Source organism: Thalassobius vesicularis (genome assembly GCF_004799325.1).
GTDB classification, from domain to species: Bacteria; Pseudomonadota; Alphaproteobacteria; order Rhodobacterales; family Rhodobacteraceae; genus Thalassobius; species Thalassobius vesicularis.
Map to the genome: position 1 here is coordinate 44,465 of NZ_SSMD01000011.1, position 24,020 is coordinate 68,484.

Consider the following 24,020-nt stretch of genomic DNA (forward strand, 5'->3'; position numbering starts at 1 on the left):
GCCCCGTTTTTTTGTGCGTGCGGGGGCGCTTACGCCCCGTTGAACCCTTCCAGCACGTTGACAGTGTTGATCCCCACTGCCTCGATCGCATAGCCGCCCTCCATGCAGAATACGGTGGGCAGGCCCAGCTTGGCGATGCGCCGCCCTGCATCCATGAAATCGGGGCTGTCGAGCTTGAAGAAGCTGATCGGATCGTCCTTGTAGGCATCCACCCCCAGCGACACGACCAGCGCCTCGGCGCCATAGGCGCGGATGCGGGCCAGCGCGTCCTCCAGCGCCTCGGCCCAGGGGGCGTAGGGCGTTCCGGGGGCCATCGGGTAGTTCACATTGGCCCCTTCGCCGTCGCCCGCGCCGGTTTCATCCGCGTAGCCCAGATAGTAGGGAAAGGCATCCTCGGGCGCGCCGTGCAGCGAGGCAAAGAACACGTCCCCCCGGCCATAGAAAATGTCCTGCGTGCCGTTGCCGTGGTGGAAATCGATGTCCAGCACCGCCACACGCCCCGCCCCCTGATCGCGGAACATCTGCGCCACGATCGCGGCGTTGTTGATGAAGCAATAGCCGCCGTACATGTCCGCCGTCGCATGGTGTCCCGGCGGACGGCACAGCGCGAAAGCCGCCCGCGCGCCCGCCGCCACCGCCCGTTGTGCCGCCTGGGCCGAGGCCATCGAGGACAGCGCCGCCTCCCACGTGCCAGCGGTGATCGCGGTTTCCGAGGCCAGGCTGTAATAGCCCACCTTACCGTCGATATTGCGCGGCGGTCGGCTGATTTGCATCCGCCGGGCCGGGAAGTTGCCGGCGATGATCTCGCCCGCCATGCCTTCGGCGACCCATTCGTCCCAGCAGGTCTCCAGGAACTCCAGATAGCCCGGATCGCACAGCCCGCGCAGCACGGTCATATCCGGGGTCTGCGGGGCGATGGGGGTGTCGAACCCGCGCTCGTTCAGGCGGCGCAGGATGTATTCGACGCGGCTGGGCCGTTCATACGGGGTGACGAACTGGCCGCCGCTCAGCTCGGCCTGGGGGAAATGTTTGCGGTGCTCCTCCGAGAAAAACGTCTGCATGTGGCCTCCTGCTGGCGCGGCATTTGATCAAATTATCCAAGTGTTCGCAGCCCGCGCCCCGTCGGTCAAGACCCGTCGCATTCGACCGTCAAACGACCCCAAGGCAACGCCGGGATTTCGGGCAAGCGGTGCGCGAGCGTGATGCTTTTCCCGAGGTGCACGCGATTTTTCACACCTTCTCGCGTCAACTCAGCGCCGAGTTCGACCAGCGTCTAGCCGCGATCCTGAGCCAGCAGATCCCGCCCGCCAACGCCGAATTGTTGCGCTCTTTTATCCACGGATTGCAGCGTCAGGCCTTGCTGGGTCTGGCCGCGCCGGTAGACCACGCTCAGCTAACGCACTGGGTGCAGCGTGCCAGCCAACTGTCCCTGACCGGAGGCCAAAATGACCTTTCGCTCCTCTGTGGTCGAGCTGTACGGGGCGGCCTTTCCGGCATGGATATTCCCCGCTTTGGTCGGGCTGGCCCTTACGCTGGTCCTGCGCGAGGCGTTCATCCTGACCGGCCTGTCACGCAACCTGCCCCTGCCCGCCGTGTTCTACAGCTCGATCGCCGTTCTGGCCGGGATCGGTATCTACGTTCTCTGGATCGGAGGCTTACGATGAAATCGCGCAAACTGGCCAGCGTACTGGTACGTGCCGTGGCTGCGGCAGCTGTCGGAACCGCCTAGTGGGCCTATTCGCAATCCCGCAACGGACGCCGCCGAAATCGCGGCGCCGGTCGTCAACATCTCGGCCATCATCCCCGGTCAGGTGACCGAAGTTCTGTGCAGAACAGCCAAGCCGTCGCAGAGGGCGACCCGTTGTTCCGGATCGACCCCGAGCCCTATCAGCTGCAAATGCAGCAGGCGCGCGCTGGCCGAGCGCAATCTGCGCAACACCGAAATCCACGCGGCCCGTGATGGGGCGGTCACTGGGCTCACCCTGACGGCTGGCGAATATGTCGTCACCGGGGCCGCCCTGCTCACCCTGGTCGACACGCATCATAGGCACGCCGATCGCAGGCCGTGTGACCGGCATCGGCTGGGGCACCCGCTCCTCAGAAGAGCTGCAATTCATGGGCATGCCGCTGGTCGCCAACAAACTGGACTGGGTCCGCACCGCCCGCCGCTATCCCGTCGAGATCGAGCTGGAAGACGCCCCCGAGGGGTGATCCGTCTGGGAGCCACCGCGTCCGTCCGCATCATCGGGGCGCATGAATGACCCTCGGCGTGCCCGAGGCCCCGCTGTCGTGCTACATGCTGTTCTTCGCGTTCCGCGACAACGCGGGCGGCATGGTGTTCACCGGGATCAAGCTGATCGTCGCCGCGACTGTGGCCATCGGGCTGGCGATCCCGCTGCTCAACGCCCTGATCGACGCGCCGATGGGGCGGGTTCTGGCCATCGCCGCGTTCACCCTTGGCGGGATGTTCCTGAGCCAGGTCAGCAAGCTGGGGCCGCTGGCCGGAACGATGGGCTTCGTGTTTGCCTTCGCCCTCACATTGGTCGACGTGATCCCCATCCCCGAGCTTCTGACCCGCGGCATGGCGTGGATGTGGGTCGTCATCGCTCTGCCGATGTTCGTGATGGCGGTCGTGGCTGCGCTGATCGCGCCGTGCCCCGTCGATCTGTCGCAGGCACAAATCCAGCGGCTTCGGTCCGCCGCGAACCACCCCCATTCACCCAAAGCGCGCGCCCTGCTGGACGAGGGGCTGGAGAACTCCGCCGTCTACATCCGCTTTGCCAGCCTGATGGGCCAAACGCGCGGTGCCGCGTCCCTGACCTTGGCCGCCCTGCAGCGCCGCCCGGATCTGTAGGCAGCCTTTCCCGCGCCCGGCCCTCTCAGGCCGGAGTGGCCGCCGCTGTAGCCATGTATCGCCCCAAGATCGTCGCCAGCGCGTCGCTTGGCCGAGCGATCCTGTCGGGCACCGTGGATGACAAGGCCCGCAAGCCCGGCCGCTCCAGCAACCGCTAAGCCCCGCCCGCACAAAAAGGCCCCCCGATCACCTCGGGGGGCCTTTTTCGTTTCAACGCCCACAACGGGGCCAGCCCGAAGGCCAACCCCGCCCGCGGGAGCGTTCCTTACTGCGCCGCAGTATATTTCGCGATCAGGGCCTGCGCCTCGGCCAGCAGGGCCGCGCCGTCGACACCCTTGGCGGTCACGTCCGCGACCCAACGCTCATAGACGGGCTGCGCAAAGGCTTTCCACTTTTCGCTGTCTTCGGCCGAGATGGTGATGATCGTGTTGCCAGCATCCTGCGCCTTCTGGCGGGCGGGGCCATCGGCACCGGCTTGCTGCGCCCCGGCAAAGGCCGAGAATTCCAGACCGGAGTTGGCATCGAACACCGCCTTCACGTCGTCGGGCAGGCTGTCATACTTGTCCTTGTTCATCGCCAGCGTGAAGGTGATCGTGTAGAACGCATAGCCGTCCGCGAATTCGGTGTGGTTGTGCACCAGTTCGGGCACTTTCAGCGCCGTGGTCACTTCCCACGGGATCACCGCGCCGTCGATCACGCCCTTGGACAGCGCCTCGGGGATTGCCGTCACCGGCATGCCCACCGGCACCGCGCCCAGGTTTTCCAGCAGGAAGCCCGCCATCCGGCTGGGGATGCGGAACTTCATACCCTTCATGTCTTCCATCGTGTTGACGGGCTTGTTGGTGTGCATCATGCCGGGGCCGTGCACCCATGCGCCGATGATGTGGACATCCTTGTAATCGGTGTCCTTCATCTCTTTCTCGAACAGCTCCCAATAGGCGCGGCTGGTCGCTTCGGCGTTGGTCATGATGAACGGCAGCTCGAACACTTCCGAGCGCGGGAAGCGACCGGGGGTAAAGCCGTTCACCGTCCAGGCCAGATCAACGATGCCGTCCTGCACCTGATCCATCAGCTCTGGCGGCTTGCCGCCCAGCTGCATCGAGGGATAATGCTCGATCTTCACCTTGCCGTTGGTGCCTTCTTCGATGCGTTTGATCCATTCGTCCAGCACCAGCTTGGGCACGTTGGCCTGTTGCGGCAGGAACTGGTGCAGTTTCAACGTGATCTCTTGTGCCAGGGCCTGGCTGCCCAGCAGCGCGCCCGTGGCGGCGATGCCCGCCATCAGCGTACGGCGAAGTTTGTTCATGGTTTCCTCCCTGAGTGAACTGGCTTCTGTGGTTATCCTAGGTACTCTTTTTGTAACTTCTAAACGTTTTCACGGCTTTGCAGCGCCAAAAGAGCCTGACGGTCGATCTTGCCCGTTCCGGTCTTCGGCAGCTCGGTCACGAAATCGAAGATGCGCGGCGCCTTGAACGGGGTCAACCGGGCCTTGACGAAGTCGCGCAAACCGTCGGTGTCCTGCCCCCGCCCCTGCTTGAGGCTGATCACCGCGCGCAGGGCCATCCGTTTGTCGGCCAACTCGACCGCCATCACCGCGCATTCGTGGATATCGGGGTGCTCGTTCAGGCAGCGTTCCACCTCCAGCGGCCAGACCCATTGGCCCGAAACCTTGATCAGCTCGTCCGCGCGGCCCTGGAAATAGTAATAGCCGTCGCGCTCGACAAAGCGGTCGCCGGTATAGATCCAGTCGTCGCGCATCGTGTCCGCCGTCTTGTCCGGCCGGTTCCAGTAGCACGGGGCCGAGGAATGGCCGCGCACATACATCACGCCTTCCTCGCCCGGGGTGGCCAGTTGGCCCTCGGGCGTGACCAGCTTCACCTCGTAGCCCGGCACGCGCGCCCCGGCGGCACCCAGACGATGATCGTCCAGCCGGTTGGACAGGTAGATGTGCAGCAACTCGGTCGAGCCCAACCCCTCGGTCGGGCCATGCCCCACCTGCGCCTTCCACGCGTCGTAGACATCCGCCGACAGGATTTCCGCCGCCGACATCGACTGGCGCAGGCTGGACAGGTCGCGATGCGCGATTGCCTCGGCCCGGGCCAGCGCCGTGTAAAGCGTCGGCAAGCCGAACAGCACCGTCGGGCGGTAGGTCTCGATCGCCTCCAGCACCGCCTCGGGTTTGGGCTGGCCGGGCATCAGCAGCACCGTCGCCCCGACCGAATACGGGAAGGTGACCGAGTTTCCGAACCCGTAGGCAAAGTAGATCTTCGGCACGGAAAAGCTGATGTCATCCGCGCGCAGCTTCAGCACGTTGTCCCCGAAACTGGCCTGCGTATAGGCCATGTCGTGATGCAGGTGCACGATCCCCTTGGGCCGCCCCGTAGAGCCGGAGGAATACATCCAGAACGCCATGTCATCCGGCCCGGTATCGGCGCAATCCAGCTCCGACGGCTGATCGGCAAGCAACGCCTCTGCCGCCAAGCATCCCGCCGCCGCACCATTCACCGTCACGATGGTCTGCACCAACGTTCCGGCCAGAGTGTCCGCGTCGAACGTGCCGGCCAGCTCGGCCTCGGTCACTACGACCCGCGCGCCGGAATCCTTCAGGAAGTAGTTCAGCACGTCCGGCTTGGTCTGGATGTTCAGCAGCACCGGCACAAAGCCCGCGCGCACCGCCCCAAAGAACGCCGCGGGCGTGCTGGGCGTGTCGTCCAGGAAGAACGCGATCCGCTCGCCCCGTTGCAGACCCGCCGCCGCAAAGGCATTGCCCCAGCGGGCGGCCTCGGCGATCAGCTGGGCATAGCTCAGCGACCCCAGCGGGCCAATCACGGCCAGCTTGTCGGGGTTGCGCGCCCCGTTTTGCCACAGGATGTCCGAGCAGTTGCGATGCGCGTCCTTGTCAAAACCGATTTCCTCCGCCCCCGGTGCGTCGGCAGGCACCGGGTCAGCGATAGGGTCCGGGTTCACCGCCTTCCAGGCGTCATACTGGGCCATGAACTCGGGCGTCAGCTTGCGCATCCGCTCCATGTCCACCCGGCCCGAGCGCGTCAGGTAGTTGAACGCGAAATCCAGCGGCGCCAGCTTCATCTTCTCGCCGAAACTCTCGTACCACGTGGCCGAGGTATTGGCCGCGTCCACGATCTTCTTGGCAATCGGCGGGCGTTCGCGCTGATAGGCGGCAAGTGCCTCGTCGATGTCATCATGCGCCACCAGCGACTGGATCAGCGCAATCGCGTCCTCCATCGCCAGACGCGTGCCCGACCCGATCGAGAAATGCGCCGTGTGCACCGCGTCCCCCAGGATCGCATAGCGCCCGTGCACCCAGCTTTTGCACCACAGGCGCGGGAACTGCCGCCAATGCGACTTGTTCATCACCAGATCGGTGCCCTTCAGCACGTCCTTGAACAGGTCCGAGCACACCCGCGCGCTTTCCGCCTCGCTCATCTGGTCAAAGCCATAGGCGCGGTGCACGGCGTCGCTGCATTCCACGATGAACGTGCTGCGATCCGGGGCATAGCGGTAATGGTGCGCGTTCAGCGGGCCCTTGTCCGTCTCGATAAAGGTCTGGGTCAGCGTGTCGAACGGCACCGTCGCGCCGAACCAGGCGAAGTGGTTGTCGAAATGCTCGATCACCGGCTGGAACCCGTCCTCCAGCTCGCGCCGCACCAGCGAATTCAGCCCGTCCGCCCCGATCACCAGATCGGCCTCCAGCTCGTCCAACGAGGCGATCTGCGTGTCGAACCGGATCGGCACGCCCAGCGATTGCGCCCGTTCGCGCAGGATCTCGATCAGCTCCAGCCGCCCGATGGCCGTGAACCCGACGCCGTCCAGCGTGACCTGCCCGCCCGGCAGGTTCAGCGTCATGTTCCGCCACCGCTCCATGTGCGGGACGATCATGTCATGGGTCTCGGGGTCGTCCGCGCGCAGGAATTCCAGCGCCTGATCCGAGAACACCACCCCAAAACCAAAGGTCGCGCCCTGCGGGTTCTGCTCGGTCACGCGCACCTTCACATGCGGCAACAACCGGCGGATCAGGATCGCGGTGTACAGCCCGGCCGGGCCACCGCCCAGGATTTCGATGGTTTGCAGCTTGGACATGATACCTCCCCTATCTGTCTGGATGACATCTAGGATATTTTTCCATATTGTGCAAATGATTCCGCAATATGGAAATCATACCCTTGCAAAAACAAGTGCCAAGCCCGGCCAAACCCCGTATGCACGACACAGAACAACACCCGGAGGAGACATGAGCGAAGACGCAGCAGGCGGGATCAAGTCCCTCGATTCGGCACTGTCGGTCCTTGCCGCACTGGCCGCGCGCGGCGGTCCCGTCACCCTGTCCGAGCTGGCCCGCGCCTGCGACATGCCTCCCAGCAAGGTGCATCGCTACCTCGCCTCGTTCATCGCCGCCGACCTGGTCAAGCAAGAGGGGCGCTCGGGGCGTTACGATCTGGGCACTGGCGCGATGCAGCTGGGGCTCGCCGCGATTGCCCGGCATGATTTCGTGAACCACGCCGCCGACGGGCTGGCCGGGCTGGCCGCCGAAACCGGCATGACGGTGCTGCTGTCGGTCTGGGGCACCGGCGGGGCTACGGTCGTGCGCTGGGAACGGGGTGCGACGCCCACGGTCACCTCGATGGGGCTGGGCACCACGCTGCCGCTGCTGAACTCGGCCACCGGGCGCGCATTCCTGTGCTGGGCGCCCCCCGCCGCCATCGCCGCCACCCGCCGGATGGAGCTGTCGCGCGCCGCGCTGAACCCCGGCCTGTTGCACGACGTCCCCGCGACCGAGGCCGGTCTGACCGACCTGTGCGACCGCATCCGCGCCGCCGGTTTCGCCTTTGTCGAGGGGCGCTACATCCCCGGCCTGGTCGCCGCCGCCGCCCCGATCCAGGACTGGCAGCACGAAGCACAGGCCGTCATCACCATCGTCGGCACCGATCCGGCCAGCGTGCTGCCCGACGCCCCGACCATCCGCGCCTTGCAGGACTACTGCCGCGAAAAATCGGTCCAGTCCCTGCAAACGTGAAAACGGCGCCCCCTTTCGGGGACGCCGCCAAATCCGTGTCAGGCAGGGTCACGCCAGATCGAAACGATCCGCGTTCATCACCTTGGTCCAGGCCGCCACGAAATCGCAGACGAACTTGCCCGCGTTGTCATCCTGGGCATAGACCTCGGCATAGGCCCGCAGGATCGAGTTCGAGCCGAACACCAGATCCGCCCGCGTCGCCGTCCACTTCACCGCACCGCTCTTGCGGTCCTGGATTTCATAGACGCCCTTGCCCGCCGGAACCCACTTATAGGCCATGTCGGTCAGGTTGACGAAGAAGTCGGTGCTCAGCGTGCCGACGCGGTCGGTGAACACGCCATGCTTGGTGCCGCCGTGGTTGGTGCCCAGCACGCGCATCCCGCCCAGCAGCACGGTCATTTCCGGCCCGGTCAGCCCCATCAGTTGGGCGCGATCCAGCAGCATTTCCTCGGCGGTCACGACGTAATCCGCCTTCTGCCAGTTGCGGAACCCGTCCGCCAGCGGCTCCAGCACGCTGAACGAGTCCGCGTCCGTCATCGCCTCGGTGGCATCGCCACGGCCCGGGGTGAACGGCACCTCAAGGTCAAACCCCGCGGACTTCGCCGCCTGCTCGACGCCCAGGTTACCGGCCAGCACGATCACGTCAGCCACGCTGGCACCATGCTTGGCGGCAATCGGCTCCAGTGCGGCCAGCACCTTGGCCAGACGCGCGGGTTCGTTGCCGTCCCAGTCCTTTTGCGGGGCCAGACGGATGCGCGCGCCATTGGCACCGCCGCGCATGTCCGACTGCCGGTAGGTCCGGGCCGAGTCCCACGCCGTCGCCACCATCTCGGCGCCGCTCAGGCCCGATTTGGCGATGTCGGCCTTCACGGCAGCCACGTCATAGCCGGTCGCACCAGCCGGGATCGGGTCTTGCCAGATCAGATCCTCTGCCGGGGCATCCGGCCCGATATAGCGCACGCGCGGCCCCATATCGCGGTGGGTCAGCTTGAACCACGCGCGGGCAAAGCAATCGTCGAAATAGGCCGGGTCGGCCATGAATTTCTGGCAGATCGCGTTATAGGCCGGGTCCACCTTCATCGCCATGTCCGCGTCTGTCATCATCGGCATCACGCGCTTGGTCGGGTCCGACGGATCGACCGGCATATGTTCTTCCTTGATGTCGATCGGACGCCACTGGTTGGCACCGGCGGGCGATTTGGTCAGCTCCCAGTCATAGCCGAACAGCAGGTCGAAATAGCCCATGTCCCACTTGGTCGGGTTGGTGGTCCATGCCCCCTCGATCCCCGAGGTCACGGCATTCGACGCCTTCCCACCCATGTTCGGGTTCAGCCAGCCAAAGCCCTGATTCTCGATCTCCCCCGCTTCGGGTTCGGCCCCCAGTGCGCCTGCATCACCGTTACCATGCGCCTTGCCGACAGTGTGGCCGCCGCAGGTCAGGGCCGCGGTTTCCTCGTCGTTCATCGCCATACGGGCAAAGGTCTCGCGCACTTGCGCCCCGGTCTTCAGCGGATCGGGCTGGCCGTTCACGCCTTCGGGGTTCACGTAGATCAGGCCCATCTGCACGGCTGCCAGCGGGTTTTCCATGGTCGAGGGCTTGGCTACGTCCTCGTACCGGGTGTCCGAGGGTGCCAGCCACTCCTTCTCGGCACCCCAATAGGTGTCGATCTCGGGGTGCCAGATATCCGTACGGCCGAACGAGAAGCCAAAGGTTTTCAGGCCCATATCCTCGTAGGCCATCGTGCCCGCCAGGATGATCAGATCGGCCCAGCTGACCTTGTTGCCGTACTTCTTCTTCAGCGGCCACAGCAGGCGGCGCGCCTTGTCCAGGTTGCCGTTATCGGGCCAGCTGTTCAGCGGCGCGAACCGGATGTTCCCCGCACCACCGCCGCCACGGCCATCGGCCAGACGGTAGGACCCGGCCGAGTGCCACGCCAGACGGATCATCAGACCGCCGTAATGGCCCCAGTCCGCCGGCCACCAGTCCTGGCTGTCCTTCAGCAGGGCCTTCATGTCGGCCTTCAGCCCTTCGTAGTCCAGCCCCTTGACCGCCTCGCGATAGTCGAAGTCGCCCATCGGGTTGGTCTTGCTGTCATGCTGGTGCAGGATGTCCAGGTTCAGCGCCTTGGGCCACCAGTCCATGACCGTGCGGCCCGTTTCGGTGTTGCCGCCATGCATGACCGGGCATTTGCCTGCGCCCATATCGTTACCGTCCATGATTTCCTCCGTTAAAATATCCCGGTGACCCGAGTGTGTAATGTCGCGCAAGGAAGCGGCGGTATCGCACCGCCGCCTCCACGCCTGTTCGCTGAGTCGAAGGTAGTCTCGGATTATAATAATTCCAAATTGCAATTTTTTTATTTTTCGATAACCAAAAATTATCGCGCAAGCCGCTTGCATTGCTTTCAGCCCTGCCGCACCCTTTCGCCCATTCCAGGGGGTCGAAACCATGCGCCATTTCGATGAAATCCACGCCATCGCCGCCACCCGCAAAGGCGGGCCCGAGGCGCTGGAGATGCTGCTCTCCACTCCTCTGCCGACCGATCAGGTCGCCGCGCAACCGGCGGATCGCTGGCTGTCCTGCATGGCCGAATGCATCTTTCAGGCCGGATTCAACTGGAAAGTGATCGAGGCGAAATGGCCCGGATTCGAGGCCGCCTTTGACGGGTTCGATCCCATCCGCGTCGGCTTTTACCATGACGAGGATATGGACCGCCTCTTGTCCGACACCGGCATCGTGCGCAACGGCCAAAAGATCGCCGCCGTAATTGAAAACGCCCGCTTCCTCAATGAGTTGACGGCCGAGCACGGCTCTGCCGGGGCGTTCTTTGCCAACTGGCCGGACGCCGATTTCGTCGGTCTGCTAGAGCTGCTGTCCAAGCGCGGCTCGCGTCTGGGCGGCGCCACCGGGCAGCGCATGTTGCGTTGGATGGGGCGCAATGCCTTCGTGCTGTCCACCGACGTGACCGCCCGCCTTGTGGCCGAAGGGGTGGTCGACAAGGCCCCCAGTTCCAAGCGTGACATGGCCGCCGTTCAGGCCGCCTTCAACACCTGGTCGGCGCAATCGGGGCGCGGGCTGACCCAGATCAGCCAGATCCTGGCCTTCTCGGTCTGAACCTCAGCCCGCCGCGCAGTCGAACACCACCACTTCGCGTTCCAGGAACAGCCGTTTGCGCGGCTCGAACACCTGCAACCGACGGCATTGCTGCGCCATCTGCTGAAAGAAGCCCTGCCGCATCTGCGGCTCCGAGCGATAGGCGTATTCGTCGAAATCCTGCACCGCGAACACGCTGAACCCCTGTTCCAGCCAGTACTCCAGCTGCCATTCCTCGGGTTGCAGCGGCCAGGCGTGGGCCTTGACCTCGTAGTCGATCTTGCCGTCCTCGACGCCTTCCAGCCCGTACATCACGCCGGGCATGTTGACGTAGAACAGCGCCCCCGGGGCCGACTTCTGGATGATCCGTTCCTCGGCCATTTCGGGCAGCGTGATCTGGTATTTCTGCGCCAGCCGCTCCATCCGCGCCAGCTCGAATCCCTGCGCCTCTTTCCTCTGCGGCACCACCAGCGCCATCGAGGTCAGCACCTTGCGATCCCCAAACGTCCCCGCCAGATAGTCCCCGACCGAGCGTTGGATCGGCACCGCCGCCGCCTGCCACAGCACGATTGCGCTGCCTACGACCTGCAATCCCAGCGCCGCCGCCAGCAGCCCCGCCCCGACCAGCCGCGCGCCTTGCCGCGCATTCATCGCAAGCCCGGCCAGCACCAACCCGTCCAGCAGCAGGAACCCGGCGAAATTGGCGATCCACAGATGCTCGGGCTGGCGCGGGCCGGCCATCACCGCCACCATTACCGTCCCGATCATCAACGAGACCCAGATCACCCCCAGCGCGACCCGCCGTTGCAGCACCCCTCCGGGCCAGGCCAGCAGCAGCGGCGTCAGCAGCGCCACGGCGGTGAGCACCGGGTTCATGCCGAATATCAGCTCCATTCCGCGCCACAGCAGCACCAGCAGCCCCGCCTCGGCACCTTGGCCATCCGATTGCAGCGACATCACCGCCTGGATTTTCTGGTAGTCCAGAAAGTTCTGCAAATCCAACAGGATACCGATGTTCAGCACTGGCCACAGCAGCAGGATCACCGCCATCGCCCGGCCAAAACTGACCAGCGCGGTTTTCACACCTTCGGCCACCGCCAGCAGCACGATCACGCCCAGCGCCAGCGGGGCCAGCACAAAGACCGCCGAATGCTTGAAGCTCAGCGCCAGAACGACGGCCAGCCCAAGGCTCCAATCCCAGCCGCGCCCGCCCTGCAAGCGGCGCAGCATCACCCAGAACACCGCCACCAGCGCCGTCGCCAGCCCGGTGTCGCCCTTTGCGATATGCGCCATGAACACGCCCAGTGGGAACACCACCGCAATCGCGCCCACGGCCAGCGCCAGGGGCCGCGTCACACCCACTGCCCGCGCGACGCCGTAGAACAGCGGCGCCAGCAGCGCCCCGGTCAGCGCCGTCACCATCCGGGCGGTGACGTAGAACACGGTCGGATCGGTGAAATACTGCGCCCGGTACTCGGCCGTGCCCGCCCACCATCCGGCGAATTTGCCCACCACGAACAACAGCCCCAGCGCCACCGCGTTCAGGTAGTTGATGAAGGGTGGATAGAAATGCTGCCCCGGCACCAATTGCCCGGCCAGCACCTTGGCGGCCTCGTTGATGCGCTCGTCGCCGTGGAAATAGCCGTAATCCGCCGCGAAAAACCGCACCGCGAACGCGGCAACGAACAGAAGAAAGCACATTGCCGCCGAAGTTTTGTCTAATCTGTAGGTCAAAGTCACACTCGGTCTGGAAAAGGGCCACTGGGTGATTTGCAGGTTACAGGCAGAAGGGGCTGGTGCAAAGATAAGCAGACGGAAACGGTCCGGTCACGGATCGCCCTGCAAATCCTTGCCTTTGAAAGACGCATGACACAGACCGCACAAACCAGCCTTCCGTCCGCCGATGTGCCGCTGTTCGTCGATCTGGACGGCACGCTGATCCGCACCGACGTGGCCGAGGAAATGCTGGTGCGCGGCATGCGCTCGGCCAAGGCGATGCGTCAGGCGCTGGCGGCCTACCGCGCGGACGGGCTGGGCGGGCTGAAACGGGCGCTCTCGCGCGAGGTCGGCTTTCGCGCCGATCTGTTGCCCTATGACCCGCATGTGATGGACTATATCCGCACTGCCCGCGCCGCCGGGCGTCAGGTGATCCTGGCCACCGCCGCCGACCGCGACGTCGCCGAAGAGGTCGCGGCCTATACCGGCCTGTTCGACGCGATCCTGGCCTCGGACCCCGGCAGCAACCTGAAGGGCGAGGCCAAACTGGCCGCGATCCGCGCGATGGCGGGCAATGGCCCGTTCGAATACCTGGGCGACTCCACTGCCGATCTGCCGATCTGGCAGGCCGCCCCGTGGCGCGGGTTCGCCCGCATCCCGCAGGCCGCACAAGCGCTGGCCACGCCCGACCACACCACCCTGCGCCCCGGCACGCGCCCGGCAATGCTGCCCGCGCTGCGCCGCGCCATGCGCCCGCATCAATGGGCCAAGAACGTGCTGGTGCTGGCACCGCTGCTGTTCACCCATCTTTACGGCGATCCCGTCAGCATCCTGCGCGCGCTGCTGGCCTTTGCCGTGTTCTCGATCTGCGCCTCCTCGGTCTACCTGCTCAACGACGTGCTGGACATCGAGGCCGACCGCGCCCACCCTACCAAGAAGACCCGCCCCTTCGCCGCCGGAGACCTGCTGCCCCGGCACGGCGTCATCGGCTCGGTCGGTTTGCTGGCGATCGCGCTAGGGCTGGCCTTTGGCGTGCTGGGGCCCGCTTTTGGCGTGACCATGCTGGCCTATTTCGGGCTGACCACGGCCTATTCCTTTGTTCTGAAAACCTATTCCACCGTCGATGTGGTCGCGCTGGCGCTTCTGTATACCTTGCGCATCATCGCCGGGGCCGTGGCGCTGCACACCTTCCCCAGCCCGTGGCTGCTGACCTTCTCGATGTTCTTCTTCCTCAGCCTGGCCTACCTCAAACGCTATATCGAGCTGTCAAAGGCGACCGGCACCCAGCGTCTGGCCGCGCGCAATTACTGGGCCTCGGACCTGACCGTGGTGCAGACCTTTGGCATCGCCAACGGCGCGCTGTCGCTGCTGACGCTGGCCGAATACGTCACCAGCGCCGAGGTCATCGCCCGCTACGAGACTCCCGGCATCCTGTGGCTGATGATCCCCGTGATGATGTTCTGGACCTACCGCGCCTGGATGTGGGCGAACCGGGGGATGATCGGGGATGACCCCGTCGTCTTTGCCAGCAAGGACAGGATCAGCCGCATCACCGGGCTGGTCGTGCTGTGCATCTTCATCGCCGCCCGTTACCTCTCGATCCCCTGGATGACGCCATGAACGCTGCTGCCTTTGCCCTTGTCTTCGTCTCGGTCTCGCTGTCGGCGCTGGCCCAGACCGCGTTCAAATACGGCGTCGCGCGGGTGCATCTGCCCGATGGCGCCAGCACCCTGCTCAAGGCCTGGGCCTTCCTCAGTTCGCCCTTCGTGCTGGGCGGGCTGGCGCTGTATGGCATCGGTACGGTGCTGTGGCTGTTCGCCCTGCGTCAGTTGGACCTGTCTCTGGCCTATCCCTTCGTGGCGCTCAGTTTCGTCATGGTCGCCGCCGCCGGCATCCTGGTGCTGGGCGAACCCGTCAGCGCCGGCCGTCTGGCCGGGCTGGGGCTGATCGTTCTGGGCATCCTGGTGATGGCCCGCGCGGGCTAGCCCCCCTGCCCCGCAACCGAGCGCAACCTGGTCTCATGATCCGCGGGCGGCGTATTCCCGCCCGTGTGCTGCATCAGCCAACTGACTGCCTCGGACAGCACCTCGGTGATGGTGATCCGGTCTTCGTTCGTGACGCCGCTCAGGTCCGAATACATGCTGGCCATCCGGATCAAGGCCTGATCCTGCAATGTGCCAACGACATAAGCCACGGGGATATCGGTGATATTCTTGGGCAGCACGCTCTTGCGCATCAGGAAACGGCGCAGGTCCGGTTCGGTCAGGCGCGTCAGGTCCACCTCGCGGAAATCCATTAGCACCGGCTTGCCGGACGAGGGCAACATAGGCTCCCTCAGCGGGGCGCTTACCAGATCGTATAACTCGTCCAGAGAAAACGGCTCGCTCGCCAGGATATAGTTGAAACCAAGGTCTTCCAGATACGCATGTCGTAACATTGCGGCACCTCGCACCAGCACGCAAAATAACTTAGGCAATTGTGGGAAAACCGTAGCGTCAATCCTACGTTGCGTCCATCTGCAAGAAATACCTGTTTTTCCCTTATTTTAACCTCAGTGAAAATCACGGCTGGGGAACAGCTTCTTCGCCTGTTCGCGCGGATGGCGAGCGCGTGGGGCATGGCGCGGCGCGCGCGGCGCGTCGTCGGCGGCCGGTTGGGTGATGCCCACCGCGTCCTCCAGCGGGTGGCCCAGCTCTGACAGGCGCGGCGACAGGTCCTCGATGGTTTCGGCGATGACATGGACCACGATCCCCTCGCGCTGGATCCATCCGTTCACCCGCAGCAGCCGCCCGCCCATCACCACGCGGCGGAACCGTTCATAGACCTTGGGCCAGACGATGACGTTGCTGACGCCGGTCTCGTCCTCCAGCGTCAGGAAAATCACCCCCGAGGCCGTGCCCGGCCGCTGCCGCGTGATCACCAGCCCGCAGACCGACAGCCGCCCCAGCGCCGCAGTCGGCAACTCGGCATGCGGCGTCAGGCCGGGGATCACCGGGCGCAACAGCTCCATCGGGTGGGCGCGCAGGGTCAGCCGGGTGGCGACGTAATCCTCGACCACCTCCTCGCCCAGATGCATGGCGGGCAGATCGACCGCCGGTTCGCGCAGCCCCTCGCCGTCCAGCGGGTCGGAAAACAGCGGCAGCGGCTTGGGCGCCCGGATCGCCCGCACCTGCCACAGCGCATCGCGGCGCGTCAGGCCCATGCCGCTGAAGGCGTCCGCCTCGGCCAGCCGTTCCAGCACCGCCGGGCCGACGCCCGCGCGCAGCCACAGGTTTTCCGGGTCGGGATAGCCGTTGCCCCGCGCCGCCACGATCCAGCCGGCGTCCTCCTCGCGGAAGCCGCGAATCTGCCGGAACCCCAGCCGCAGCGCCAGCGCCCCGTCGGGTCGTCGCTCCAGCCGGTTGTCCCAGTCGGACTGGTTCACGCAGATCGGGCGCACCTCGATCCCGTGCTCGCGCACGTCGCGCACGATCTGGGCGGGGGCGTAGAACCCCATCGGCTGCGCGTTCAGCAAGGCACAGGCAAAGATCGCCGGGTGATGGCATTTCAGCCAGGACGACACGTAGGTCAGCATCGCAAAGGCCGCCGCGTGGCTTTCGGGGAACCCGTATTCGCCGAACCCCTCGATCTGGCCAAAGCACCGTTCCGCGAAATCCGGCGTGTAGCCGCGCGCCAGCATCCCCTTGACGAAACGGTCCCGGAACGTGCCGATCGTGCCCATCTTGCGGAACGTCGCCAACGAGCGGCGCAGCCGGTCCGCCTCTTCCGGGGTGAAGCCCGCGCCCACCACCGCGATCTGCATCGCCTGTTCCTGGAACAGCGGCACGCCCAGCGTCTTGCCCAGCACCGCCTCCAGCGCCTCCGAGGGGAACTCGACCGCCGCCTTGCCCTGCCGGCGGTTGATATAGGGATGCACCATGCCGCCCTGGATCGGGCCGGGCCGCACGATCGCCACCTCGATCACCAGGTCGTAAAAGGTGCGCGGCCGCATCCGGGGCAGGAAATTCATCTGCGCCCGGCTTTCCACCTGGAACACCCCCACCGCGTCGGCCACGCACAACATGTCATAGGTGGCGCGGTCCTCTTGCGGGATGGTGGCCAGCGTCGGGCGGTGGCCCTCGTGCTGCTCCATCAGCTCGAACGCCTTGCGGATGCAGGTCAGCATGCCCAGGCTCAGGATGTCGACCTTCAGGATGCCCAGCGTGTCGATGTCGTCCTTGTCCCACTCGATCACCGTGCGCCCCTCCATCGCGGCGTTCTCGATCGGGCACAGCTCGTCCAGCCGGCCGCGGGTGATGACAAAGCCGCCCACATGCTGCGACAGGTGACGCGGAAAGCCGATGACCTCGCCGATCAGGCGGATGGTCTGCGACAGGCGCCGGTCGGTCAGGTCCAGCCCCAGCTCGCGCAGGCGTTCGGGGTCCGGCCCGCGCCCCGAGATGCCCCAGACCTGCCCCGACAGGCTGGCGGTCACGTCCTGGCTCAGGCCCATGACCTTGCCCACCTCGCGGATCGCGGCGCGGCTCCGGAAATGGATCACCGTCGCGCACAGCCCCGCCCGGTGGCGGCCATAGCGTTCATAGATCCACTGGATCACCTCCTCGCGGCGTTCGTGTTCGAAATCCACGTCGATATCCGGCGGCTCGCCCCGGTATTTCGAGACGAAGCGTTCGAACACCATGCTGATCTGGTCGGGGCGCACATCGGTGATCCCCAGCGCCCAGCACAGGATCGAGTTCGCCGCCGACCCCCGCCCCTGACACAATATCCCGATCGAGCGCGCATAGCTGACGATGTCGAACACCGTCAGGAAATAGGCGGCAAAGCCCAGCTCGCCGACCAGCCGCAACTCCTTGTCGGCCAGCGCGCGATAGCGTTCGGGGATGCCGTCCGGACAGCGCCGCAGCAGCCCCTCGGCGGTCAGCCGGGCCAGCCGTTGCTGGGGCGGCTCGTTGCCCGACACCTCGTCGGGGTATTCATAGCTCAGCTCCGACAGGCAAAAGGCGCAGCGGGCCGCGATCTCCAGCGTGCGGCGCAGCGCGGCGGGGTGACGGCGGTAAAGCCGCGCCATGTCCTCGGCCCCTTTCAGCCGGCGTTCCGCGTTGGGCAGGGCACGGGTGCCGATGCGGTCGATGGTGCAGCCCTCGCGCAGGCAGGTCAGCACATCGGCCAGCTGGCGGCGGCTGGCGTGGTGCATCAGCACGTCCCCCACCGCCACCATCGGCGCGCCAGCGCGCAGCGCCAGCCCGGCGCAGGCATCAAACCACCCCTGATCCGAGCCATCATAGCGCGGCGCCGCCCCCACGAAGACATGCTCGGGGAACCGCCGCCGCAGCCGTTTCAGCACCGAGGCCGCCGCCGCGATCCCGTCCACCGGCGGCAGGCCGATCAGGATCAGGCCCTGTCCGTACTCCTCCAGATCGGCCAGCGTCAGCTCGCACCCGGCCTTTTCGGCGCGCCGTTTGCCCAGCGTCAGCAGGCGCGACAGCCGCTGATAGGCGGCGCGGTCGGTGGGCAGGGCCAGCCAGTTCACCGGATCGTCCCGCAGCACCAGCCGCGCCCCCACGATCAGCTTGGGCAATTGGCGCTCGGGTGCCTCGCGCTGCAATTCGCGCAGCGCCGCATAGGCCCGCACCACCCCGGCAAGCGAGTTCCGGTCCGTCACCGCCATCGCCGTCAGCCCCAGTTCAGCCGCGCGGGTGATCAGTTCCTCGGGGTGCGAGGCCCCGGTCAGGAAGGTGAAATTCGTGGTCACCCCCAACTCGGCATAGCCCGCCATCCGGCCGGGCGGCTCGGGCCCCTCGACCGGCAATGTGAACCGCCGCCCGCTCATGCGAATTCCCCCTGCGCCCACCAGCCCGGGCTTTGCGGGGTGTGGAACAGCCACAGCCGCCGCCCCTCTTGCGTGTCCACCCGCCAGTAATCGCGCACCCCGCTGCGCCAGGCGTCATCCTGCATCCACCATTCCGGCGCGATGCGTTCGGGGCCAATGGCGCGCAGGGTACTCAGCCCCATGCGCCGCCAGCGGAACCGCTTCGGAGGCGTCCCCCCCTGCGCCTGCACCGGCTCGGGCGGGAACAGGATCAACGGGCGCGGACGCGGGGCCGACCAGCCGCTGTCCGGCTCGGACCAGGCGGCGGCGGCCAGCACAAAGGCGCGCTCGGGGATGTGGCTGTCGGCGGGCAGGACGCGCTGGATGTTCTCCAGCCCGATGCGCGTGCCGATCCGGGTCAGCAGATCCTCCAGCCGGTCGCCGCCACGCGGGCGCGCGCTGCTCGACAGCTGCTGCACCGGCAGGGGTTCGACCTGCACCGCCTCCAGCCGCAGCTGGTCGATGCCATAGCCCGCGTCGATCCCGTCCACCCCGCGCTGGAACAGCGGCAGGATGCGGGCCGGGTCGCGCATCGGGCCGGCCAGCCGCAACTCTACCTGCTGGCTGGCCTGATCGACCCGGCGCAGGGTCAGGCACAGCACCCGCGCGCCCGCCTCTTGCGCGTGCAGCTTGTCGCACAGCGCCGCCAGCAGGCGCTCTGTCCCGGCCATCACGTCCTGCTGCCGCCCGATCGGTTCGGGCAGGGTCAGGCGCACGCCGTAATGCGGCGGGTCGGCCTGCGGCGTCACCGCCTCGGCCCGCGCGCCCAGGGCCTGGTCCAGCCGCGCCAGCACATCCGGGCCGAACCGTCGTGCCAGCGGGGCCCGCGCCGTCCCCGCCAGATCCGCGACCGAGCGCAGCCCCAGCCGTTGCAGCCCCGTGACCGCCTCCGGCTCCAGCCGCAGCGCGGCCACCGGCAGCATCCCGATCGCCCCCAGCCCCGCCCCCGGCGGCGCAACCGAGACCCCCTCGCCGTAATGCGCCAGCGCCCAGGCCGCGCCGCGCGTGTCCGCCAGGCCCAGCCGCACCGACAGGCCCGCGCGCTCCAACCGGGCGGCCATGTCGGCCAGCATCCCCGCCTCGCCACCCCACAGATGCGCCGAGCCCGTCACGTCCAGCACCAGCCCGTCCACGCCATCCGTCCCCACCCAGGGGCAATAGCGCGTGGACCAGCGCCGCAGCGCCTGCATGAACCGCGCGTCCTGACGCGGGTTCGCCGGCAGGGTGCGCAGCTGCGGACAGAACGCGCGCGCATCGGCCAGCGGCATCCCCCGCCCCAGCCCCAGCGCCTGCGCGGCCGGGTTCAGGCAGTACAGCCGCTCGGTGTTGTCCTGTTTCAGCGTCAGGGCAAAGGCCCCGTCAGTCGGGCGCGCCCTCAGCGCCCGGTCGCTTGCCAACCGGGGAAACCACATGCACACGACGCGACGCGTGATCCCATCGAACATCCCAAGACCCAATTGTTCCTGTTTTGTTCTTTATAATTTCCCACCGCATCCGAGTCGAGTCCGTCTCCTCTGCGACAGGGCTACAGGACCAGCGGGTTTCGGCCGCATTGCTGCCCATGCCCTCGCCGATCAGGCACAGCCCCGTGGCGCGCCCGGCCTTGGCGGCCAGTTGCAGGCGGCGCCCTTCGCGCAGGTCCAGCGGGCGGCTGATCGCCACGATCACCAGCGGCACCGCCCCGTCGCGCAGCGATTCTTCGGCGACGGCCAGCATGTCGGTCTGGTCTTTGGCCTGCGCCAGCAACAGCCGCGCCGGGTCGAAGAACGCCAACAACCCCAGTGGGTTCGGCATCTCGGGCCGCCAGGATTCGCGAATCCACAGCACCGGCCCCTGCCCCTGGGCCGCGCAAATCGCGGCAAAGGCGGGGGCGGCGGGGCCCGTGGCCTCGTGCACGCGCCCACTGCGCAGGGGGAAAGAGGGAATCTGCCGTTGCGTCATGAAAAAATCATACAGCCCCCCCGGGCCAAGATAAATCCCGTCGCCGGAAATGCTGCGTCGCGGCAAGGTCATGAAACCGCACAACAATTGGGCAATCTGCTTAACGTATTCTAAATAGTGTATGTTTTTCAAACCTTTGCGGTCGAAAAAAACCACCGAAATTTGACAGAGATCAACATGAACCACCGCGCGCCCGGGTAACACATCCGTGATCCAGAGGGTGTCGAACCATGACCCAGACCGCCAGCAGACGTGCTTTCCTTCGGGGGCAGTTCAGCCAGCGACGCGTAATGCGGCCGCTGGGTGCACTTGCGCCCGAGGCTTTTGCGCGCGCCTGCACCGGCTGCATGGACTGCGCCGAGGCCTGCCCCGAGGGCATCATCATCACCGATTCGGACAACCTGCCGGTGGTTGACCTGCGCCTGGGCGCCTGCACCTTCTGCGGCGACTGCCTCAATGCCTGCGAAACCGGCGCGCTGGATGCCGACACCCCCTGGGACTGGAAGGCCACCGTTACCGACGACTGCCTGTCGCTGAACGGCGTCTCGTGCCGCACCTGCGAAGACCAGTGCGACGAGCAAGCCCTGCGTTTCCGACTGATGACCGGCGGGCGCGCCCAGCCGATCGTCGACCCCGAACTGTGCCGCGGATGCGGTGCCTGTGCCGCCGCCTGCCCGGCCGGTGCCGTCACCTTTACCCATCAAGACCCCCGGCCCGACCTTCAACATGACGGAGTGAACCCATGCTGAACATTTGCGGATGCCTAGTGCATGCGATGCCCGGCCTTGTACCCGGCGTCGTCTCCGAGCTTGGCGCCATGGAAGGCGTCGAAGTTCATGCAGAAAAAGACGGGCGCATCGTCGTCACCGTCGAAGACACCGAAACCACACGCGCCTCGGACCAGATCATGGACATGCACAAGATCGCCGGCGTGCTGACCGTCACCCTGACTTATCACCACTTCGAACCGCAGGACGCCGCCGACGTCGCGGTTCCCGCCCTCTGAGGAGACCCTGCCAATGACCCTGCCCACCTCTCGTCGTTCTTTCCTGAAGGCCTCTGCCGCTGCGGCTACCGCATCGGCTGCGGGCATCACCCTGCCTGACGCGGCAACCGCTCAGGTCGGCACCCCCGACATCCGCTGGGATAAAGCGGCCTGCCGTTTCTGCGGCACCGGCTGCTCGGTTCTGGTCGGGGTCAAGGACGGCCGCGTCGTCGCCACCCAAGGCGACCCCAAGGCGCCCGTGAACCGCGGCCTGAACTGCATCAAGGGCTACTTCCTGTCCAAGATCATGTACGGCAAGGACCGCCTGACCCAGCCGATGCTGCGTAAATCCAACGGCGTCTATGACAAGAACGGCGAATTCACCCCGGTCAGCTGGGACGAAGCCTTCGACATCATGGCCGAGAAATGGAAAAAGGCGCTGGCCGAAAAAGGCCCCGATGGCATCGGCATGTTCGGCTCGGGCCAGTGGACCGTCTGGGAAGGCTACGCCGCCGCCAAGCTCTACAAGGCCGGCTTCCGCTCCAACAACATCGACCCGAACGCACGTCACTGCATGGCGTCTGCCGTGGCCGGCTTCATCCGCACCTTCGGCATCGACGAGCCGATGGGCTGCTATGACGACCTGGAACACGCCGACACCTTCGTGCTCTGGGGCTCCAACATGGCCGAGATGCACCCGATCCTGTGGTCGCGTCTGACCAACACCCGCCTGACCAAGCCGGGCGCCGAAGTGCACGTCCTGTCCACCTTCGAGCACCGCTCGTTCGAGCTGGCCGACAACGGCATGATCTTCACGCCGCAGACCGACCTGGCGATCCTGAACTACATCGCGAACTACATCATCGAAAACAACGCGGTGAACTGGGACTTCGTGAACAAGAACGTCAACTTCACCAAGACCCCGACCGACATCGGCTATGGCCTGCGCCCCGAACACGCGCTGGAACAGGCCGCCGCGAACCCCGCCGCGGGCAAGCTGGAACCGATCTCGTTCGACGAGTACAAGGCCTATGTCGCTGAATACACGCTGGAAAAAGTCTCGGAACTCTCCGGCGTGCCTGAGGCAAGCCTGCTGCGTCTGGCCCAGCAATATGCTGACCCGAACCGCAAGGTGATGTCGCTGTGGACCATGGGCTTCAACCAGCACACCCGTGGCTCGTGGGTCAACTCGCTGATGTACAACGTGCACCTGCTGGTCGGTAAAATCTCCGAGCCGGGCAACTCGCCCTTCTCGCTGACCGGTCAGCCCTCGGCTTGCGGCACCGCCCGCGAGGTCGGCACCTTCGCCCACCGTCTGCCCGCAGACATGGTCGTCGGCAACGACAAGCACCGCGAGATTTCCGAGCATAAGTGGAAACTGCCCGCCGGTCTGCTGAACGGCAAGGTCGGTGCCCACGCCGTGCTGCAGAACCGCCTGCTGAAAGACGGCAAGATCAACGCCTACTGGGTGCAGTGCACCAACAACATGCAGGCCGCGCCCAACATGAACGAAGAAGGTCTGCCGGGCTATCGCAACCCCGACAACTTCATCGTCGTGTCCGATCCCTACCCGACCGTCACCGCCCTGTCCGCCGATCTGATCCTGCCCACCGCCATGTGGGTGGAAAAAGAAGGCGCCTACGGCAACGCTGAACGCCGCACCCAGTTCTGGCGCCAGCAGGTCGACGCCCCCGGCGAGGCCAAGTCGGACGTCTGGCAGGTCATGGAATTCTCGAAACGCTTCACCACCGACGAAGTGTGGCCGGCCGAGATCCTGGACGCCAACCCCGAGTACAAGGGCAAGAACCTGTTCGACGTGCTTTTTGCCAACGGTCAGGTCGACAAGTACCCGCTGTCGGAAATCGCCGAAGGCTTCAACAACGACGAATCCAAGCATTTCGGCTTCTACGTCCAGAAGGGCCTGTTCGAAGAATACGCCACCTTCGGTCGCGGCAAGGCGCACGATCTGGCCGATTTCGACGTCTACCACCAGGCCCGCGGCCTGCGCTGGCCGGTCGTTGACGGCAAGGAAACGCTGTACCGCTTCCGCGAAGGCTATGACCCCTACGTGAAAGCTGGCGAAGGCGTCAAATTCTACGGCAAGCCCGACGGCAAGGCGAACATCATCTTCGCACCGTACGAGCCGCCCGCAGAAAGCCCGGATGACGAATATAACCTGTGGCTGGTGACTGGCCGCGTGCTGGAACACTGGCACTCGGGCTCGATGACCCGCCGCGTGCCGGAACTGCACCGTGCCTTCCCGTCGGCCGTGGTGTTCATGCACCCCGAGGACGCCAAGGATCGCGGTCTGCGCCGCGGGCAAGAGATCACCATCTCGACCCGCCGCGGCGAGGTCACCTCGCGCGTCGAAACCCGTGGCCGGAACAAAATGCCCCGCGGCGTCGTGTTCTTCCCGTGGTTCGACGAAGGCCAGCTGGTGAACAAGCTGACGCTGGACGCCACCTGCCCGATCTCGAAGGAAACCGACTTCAAGAAATGCGCCTGCAAGGTTGCACGCGCCTGATC

20 protein-coding genes are annotated in these 24,020 nt (G+C 65.9%); 11 read left to right on the forward strand and 9 right to left on the reverse strand.

The annotated features are described in order from the left end of the window. Positions 1-29: 29 nt before the first annotated feature. Positions 30-1,061, reverse strand: a complete 1,032-nt coding sequence (locus E7681_RS17385) for a histone deacetylase family protein (protein WP_136340533.1) — start codon at positions 1,059-1,061, stop codon at positions 30-32. Positions 1,062-1,445: 384 nt separating this feature from the next. Here E7681_RS17385 and E7681_RS17390 point away from each other — a divergent pair, with 384 nt between their 5' ends. The 4 genes from E7681_RS17390 to E7681_RS19335 all read left to right on the forward strand — a co-directional run bounded on the left by E7681_RS17390 (position 1,446) and on the right by E7681_RS19335 (position 3,012). Next, a complete protein-coding gene (locus tag E7681_RS17390; RefSeq protein ID WP_136340534.1) occupies positions 1,446-1,664 on the forward strand; it encodes a hypothetical protein in 219 nt (72 codons plus the stop codon). 403 nt (positions 1,665-2,067) lie between these two features. After that, on the forward strand, positions 2,068-2,211 hold the full coding sequence (locus E7681_RS17400; RefSeq protein ID WP_168733244.1) for a hypothetical protein: 144 nt from the start codon (positions 2,068-2,070) through the stop codon (positions 2,209-2,211). Between the two features lie 46 nt (positions 2,212-2,257). Beyond that, positions 2,258-2,854, forward strand: a complete 597-nt coding sequence (locus tag E7681_RS17405) for a hypothetical protein (protein ID WP_136340537.1) — start codon at positions 2,258-2,260, stop codon at positions 2,852-2,854. Between the two features lie 35 nt (positions 2,855-2,889). Continuing rightward, positions 2,890-3,012, forward strand: a complete 123-nt coding sequence (locus E7681_RS19335; RefSeq protein WP_281277668.1) for a hypothetical protein — start codon at positions 2,890-2,892, stop codon at positions 3,010-3,012. A 107-nt stretch (positions 3,013-3,119) separates the two neighbouring features. On the opposite strand, the gene E7681_RS17410 is transcribed toward E7681_RS19335, so the two are convergent. Further along, positions 3,120-4,160, reverse strand: coding sequence for a TRAP transporter substrate-binding protein (locus E7681_RS17410; protein ID WP_136340538.1), 1,041 nt, complete (start codon positions 4,158-4,160; stop codon positions 3,120-3,122). Positions 4,161-4,219: 59 nt separating this feature from the next. Beyond that, positions 4,220-6,952 carry a benzoate-CoA ligase family protein gene (locus E7681_RS19375; protein ID WP_136340539.1) on the reverse strand — a complete coding sequence of 911 codons (2,733 nt, stop codon included), beginning with the start codon at positions 6,950-6,952 and terminating at the stop codon, positions 4,220-4,222. Between the two features lie 151 nt (positions 6,953-7,103). Here E7681_RS19375 and E7681_RS17420 point away from each other — a divergent pair, with 151 nt between their 5' ends. Next, positions 7,104-7,886, forward strand: coding sequence for an IclR family transcriptional regulator (locus tag E7681_RS17420; RefSeq protein ID WP_136340540.1), 783 nt, complete (start codon positions 7,104-7,106; stop codon positions 7,884-7,886). A 48-nt stretch (positions 7,887-7,934) separates the two neighbouring features. On the opposite strand, the gene katG is transcribed toward E7681_RS17420, so the two are convergent. Next, positions 7,935-10,103: a catalase/peroxidase HPI gene (katG, locus tag E7681_RS17425; RefSeq protein WP_136340541.1), complete on the reverse strand. Its 2,169-nt coding sequence runs from the start codon at positions 10,101-10,103 to the stop codon at positions 7,935-7,937. A gap of 232 nt (positions 10,104-10,335) precedes the next feature. Here katG and E7681_RS17430 point away from each other — a divergent pair, with 232 nt between their 5' ends. After that, complete coding sequence (locus E7681_RS17430; protein WP_136340542.1) at positions 10,336-11,001, forward strand: DNA-3-methyladenine glycosylase I; 666 nt, start codon at positions 10,336-10,338, stop codon at positions 10,999-11,001. Between the two features lie 3 nt (positions 11,002-11,004). Here the strand turns inward: E7681_RS17430 and E7681_RS17435 are convergent, their stop codons facing one another. Then, positions 11,005-12,681: an ArnT family glycosyltransferase gene (locus tag E7681_RS17435; protein WP_136340543.1), complete on the reverse strand. Its 1,677-nt coding sequence runs from the start codon at positions 12,679-12,681 to the stop codon at positions 11,005-11,007. Between the two features lie 165 nt (positions 12,682-12,846). On the opposite strand from E7681_RS17435, the gene E7681_RS17440 reads away from it, so the two are divergent. Together E7681_RS17440 and E7681_RS17445 are read left to right on the forward strand one after the other, a co-directional pair. Continuing rightward, entirely contained in the window at positions 12,847-14,316 is a 1,470-nt protein-coding gene (locus E7681_RS17440) for a UbiA family prenyltransferase (RefSeq protein ID WP_136340544.1), read from the forward strand. Continuing rightward, a complete protein-coding gene (locus tag E7681_RS17445) occupies positions 14,313-14,681 on the forward strand; it encodes a DMT family transporter (RefSeq protein ID WP_136340545.1) in 369 nt (122 codons plus the stop codon). The genes E7681_RS17440 and E7681_RS17445 overlap by 4 nt, the downstream gene beginning before the upstream one ends. On the opposite strand, the gene E7681_RS17450 is transcribed toward E7681_RS17445, so the two are convergent. The 4 genes from E7681_RS17450 to E7681_RS17465 all read right to left on the reverse strand — a co-directional run bounded on the left by E7681_RS17450 (position 14,678) and on the right by E7681_RS17465 (position 20,509). Continuing rightward, on the reverse strand, positions 14,678-15,133 hold the full coding sequence (locus E7681_RS17450) for a hypothetical protein (protein ID WP_136340546.1): 456 nt from the start codon (positions 15,131-15,133) through the stop codon (positions 14,678-14,680). The genes E7681_RS17445 and E7681_RS17450 overlap by 4 nt on opposite strands. Before the next feature lie 114 nt (positions 15,134-15,247). Further along, positions 15,248-18,529, reverse strand: coding sequence for an error-prone DNA polymerase (locus tag E7681_RS17455; protein ID WP_136340547.1), 3,282 nt, complete (start codon positions 18,527-18,529; stop codon positions 15,248-15,250). Then, positions 18,526-20,013: a Y-family DNA polymerase gene (locus E7681_RS17460; RefSeq protein ID WP_136340548.1), complete on the reverse strand. Its 1,488-nt coding sequence runs from the start codon at positions 20,011-20,013 to the stop codon at positions 18,526-18,528. Before E7681_RS17460 ends, E7681_RS17455 begins: the two co-directional genes overlap by 4 nt. Then, positions 19,928-20,509, reverse strand: coding sequence for an ImuA family protein (locus E7681_RS17465; RefSeq protein WP_136340549.1), 582 nt, complete (start codon positions 20,507-20,509; stop codon positions 19,928-19,930). Before E7681_RS17465 ends, E7681_RS17460 begins: the two co-directional genes overlap by 86 nt. Before the next feature lie 230 nt (positions 20,510-20,739). Here E7681_RS17465 and E7681_RS17470 point away from each other — a divergent pair, with 230 nt between their 5' ends. From E7681_RS17470 to napA, 3 genes are read left to right on the forward strand one after another with little or no spacing between them, the layout of a single operon-like run. After that, positions 20,740-21,258, forward strand: a complete 519-nt coding sequence (locus tag E7681_RS17470) for a ferredoxin-type protein NapF (RefSeq protein WP_136340550.1) — start codon at positions 20,740-20,742, stop codon at positions 21,256-21,258. Continuing rightward, on the forward strand, positions 21,252-21,515 hold the full coding sequence (locus E7681_RS17475; RefSeq protein WP_136340551.1) for a chaperone NapD: 264 nt from the start codon (positions 21,252-21,254) through the stop codon (positions 21,513-21,515). Before E7681_RS17470 ends, E7681_RS17475 begins: the two co-directional genes overlap by 7 nt. 13 nt (positions 21,516-21,528) lie before the next feature. Next, entirely contained in the window at positions 21,529-24,018 is a 2,490-nt protein-coding gene (gene napA / locus E7681_RS17480; protein WP_136340552.1) for a nitrate reductase catalytic subunit NapA, read from the forward strand. The last annotated feature ends 2 nt before the right edge of the window (positions 24,019-24,020 follow it).

Coding starts and splice junctions, on each gene's coding strand:
- katG (WP_136340541.1), bottom strand. CDS start 10,103: ATGGACGGTAACGATATGGGCGCAGGCAAATGCCCGGTCATGCATGGC.
- E7681_RS17450 (WP_136340546.1), bottom strand. CDS start 15,133: ATGTTACGACATGCGTATCTGGAAGACCTTGGTTTCAACTATATCCTG.
- E7681_RS17465 (WP_136340549.1), bottom strand. CDS start 20,509: ATGACGCAACGGCAGATTCCCTCTTTCCCCCTGCGCAGTGGGCGCGTG.
- E7681_RS17475 (WP_136340551.1), top strand. CDS start 21,252: ATGCTGAACATTTGCGGATGCCTAGTGCATGCGATGCCCGGCCTTGTA.
- E7681_RS19375 (WP_136340539.1), bottom strand. CDS start 6,952: ATGTCCAAGCTGCAAACCATCGAAATCCTGGGCGGTGGCCCGGCCGGG.
- E7681_RS17460 (WP_136340548.1), bottom strand. CDS start 20,013: ATGTTCGATGGGATCACGCGTCGCGTCGTGTGCATGTGGTTTCCCCGG.
- E7681_RS17435 (WP_136340543.1), bottom strand. CDS start 12,681: ATGTGCTTTCTTCTGTTCGTTGCCGCGTTCGCGGTGCGGTTTTTCGCG.
- E7681_RS17410 (WP_136340538.1), bottom strand. CDS start 4,160: ATGAACAAACTTCGCCGTACGCTGATGGCGGGCATCGCCGCCACGGGC.
- E7681_RS17445 (WP_136340545.1), top strand. CDS start 14,313: ATGAACGCTGCTGCCTTTGCCCTTGTCTTCGTCTCGGTCTCGCTGTCG.
- E7681_RS17455 (WP_136340547.1), bottom strand. CDS start 18,529: ATGAGCGGGCGGCGGTTCACATTGCCGGTCGAGGGGCCCGAGCCGCCC.
- E7681_RS17430 (WP_136340542.1), top strand. CDS start 10,336: ATGCGCCATTTCGATGAAATCCACGCCATCGCCGCCACCCGCAAAGGC.
- E7681_RS17440 (WP_136340544.1), top strand. CDS start 12,847: ATGACACAGACCGCACAAACCAGCCTTCCGTCCGCCGATGTGCCGCTG.
- E7681_RS17405 (WP_136340537.1), top strand. CDS start 2,258: ATGACCCTCGGCGTGCCCGAGGCCCCGCTGTCGTGCTACATGCTGTTC.
- E7681_RS17420 (WP_136340540.1), top strand. CDS start 7,104: ATGAGCGAAGACGCAGCAGGCGGGATCAAGTCCCTCGATTCGGCACTG.
- E7681_RS17385 (WP_136340533.1), bottom strand. CDS start 1,061: ATGCAGACGTTTTTCTCGGAGGAGCACCGCAAACATTTCCCCCAGGCC.
- E7681_RS17390 (WP_136340534.1), top strand. CDS start 1,446: ATGACCTTTCGCTCCTCTGTGGTCGAGCTGTACGGGGCGGCCTTTCCG.
- napA (WP_136340552.1), top strand. CDS start 21,529: ATGACCCTGCCCACCTCTCGTCGTTCTTTCCTGAAGGCCTCTGCCGCT.
- E7681_RS17470 (WP_136340550.1), top strand. CDS start 20,740: ATGACCCAGACCGCCAGCAGACGTGCTTTCCTTCGGGGGCAGTTCAGC.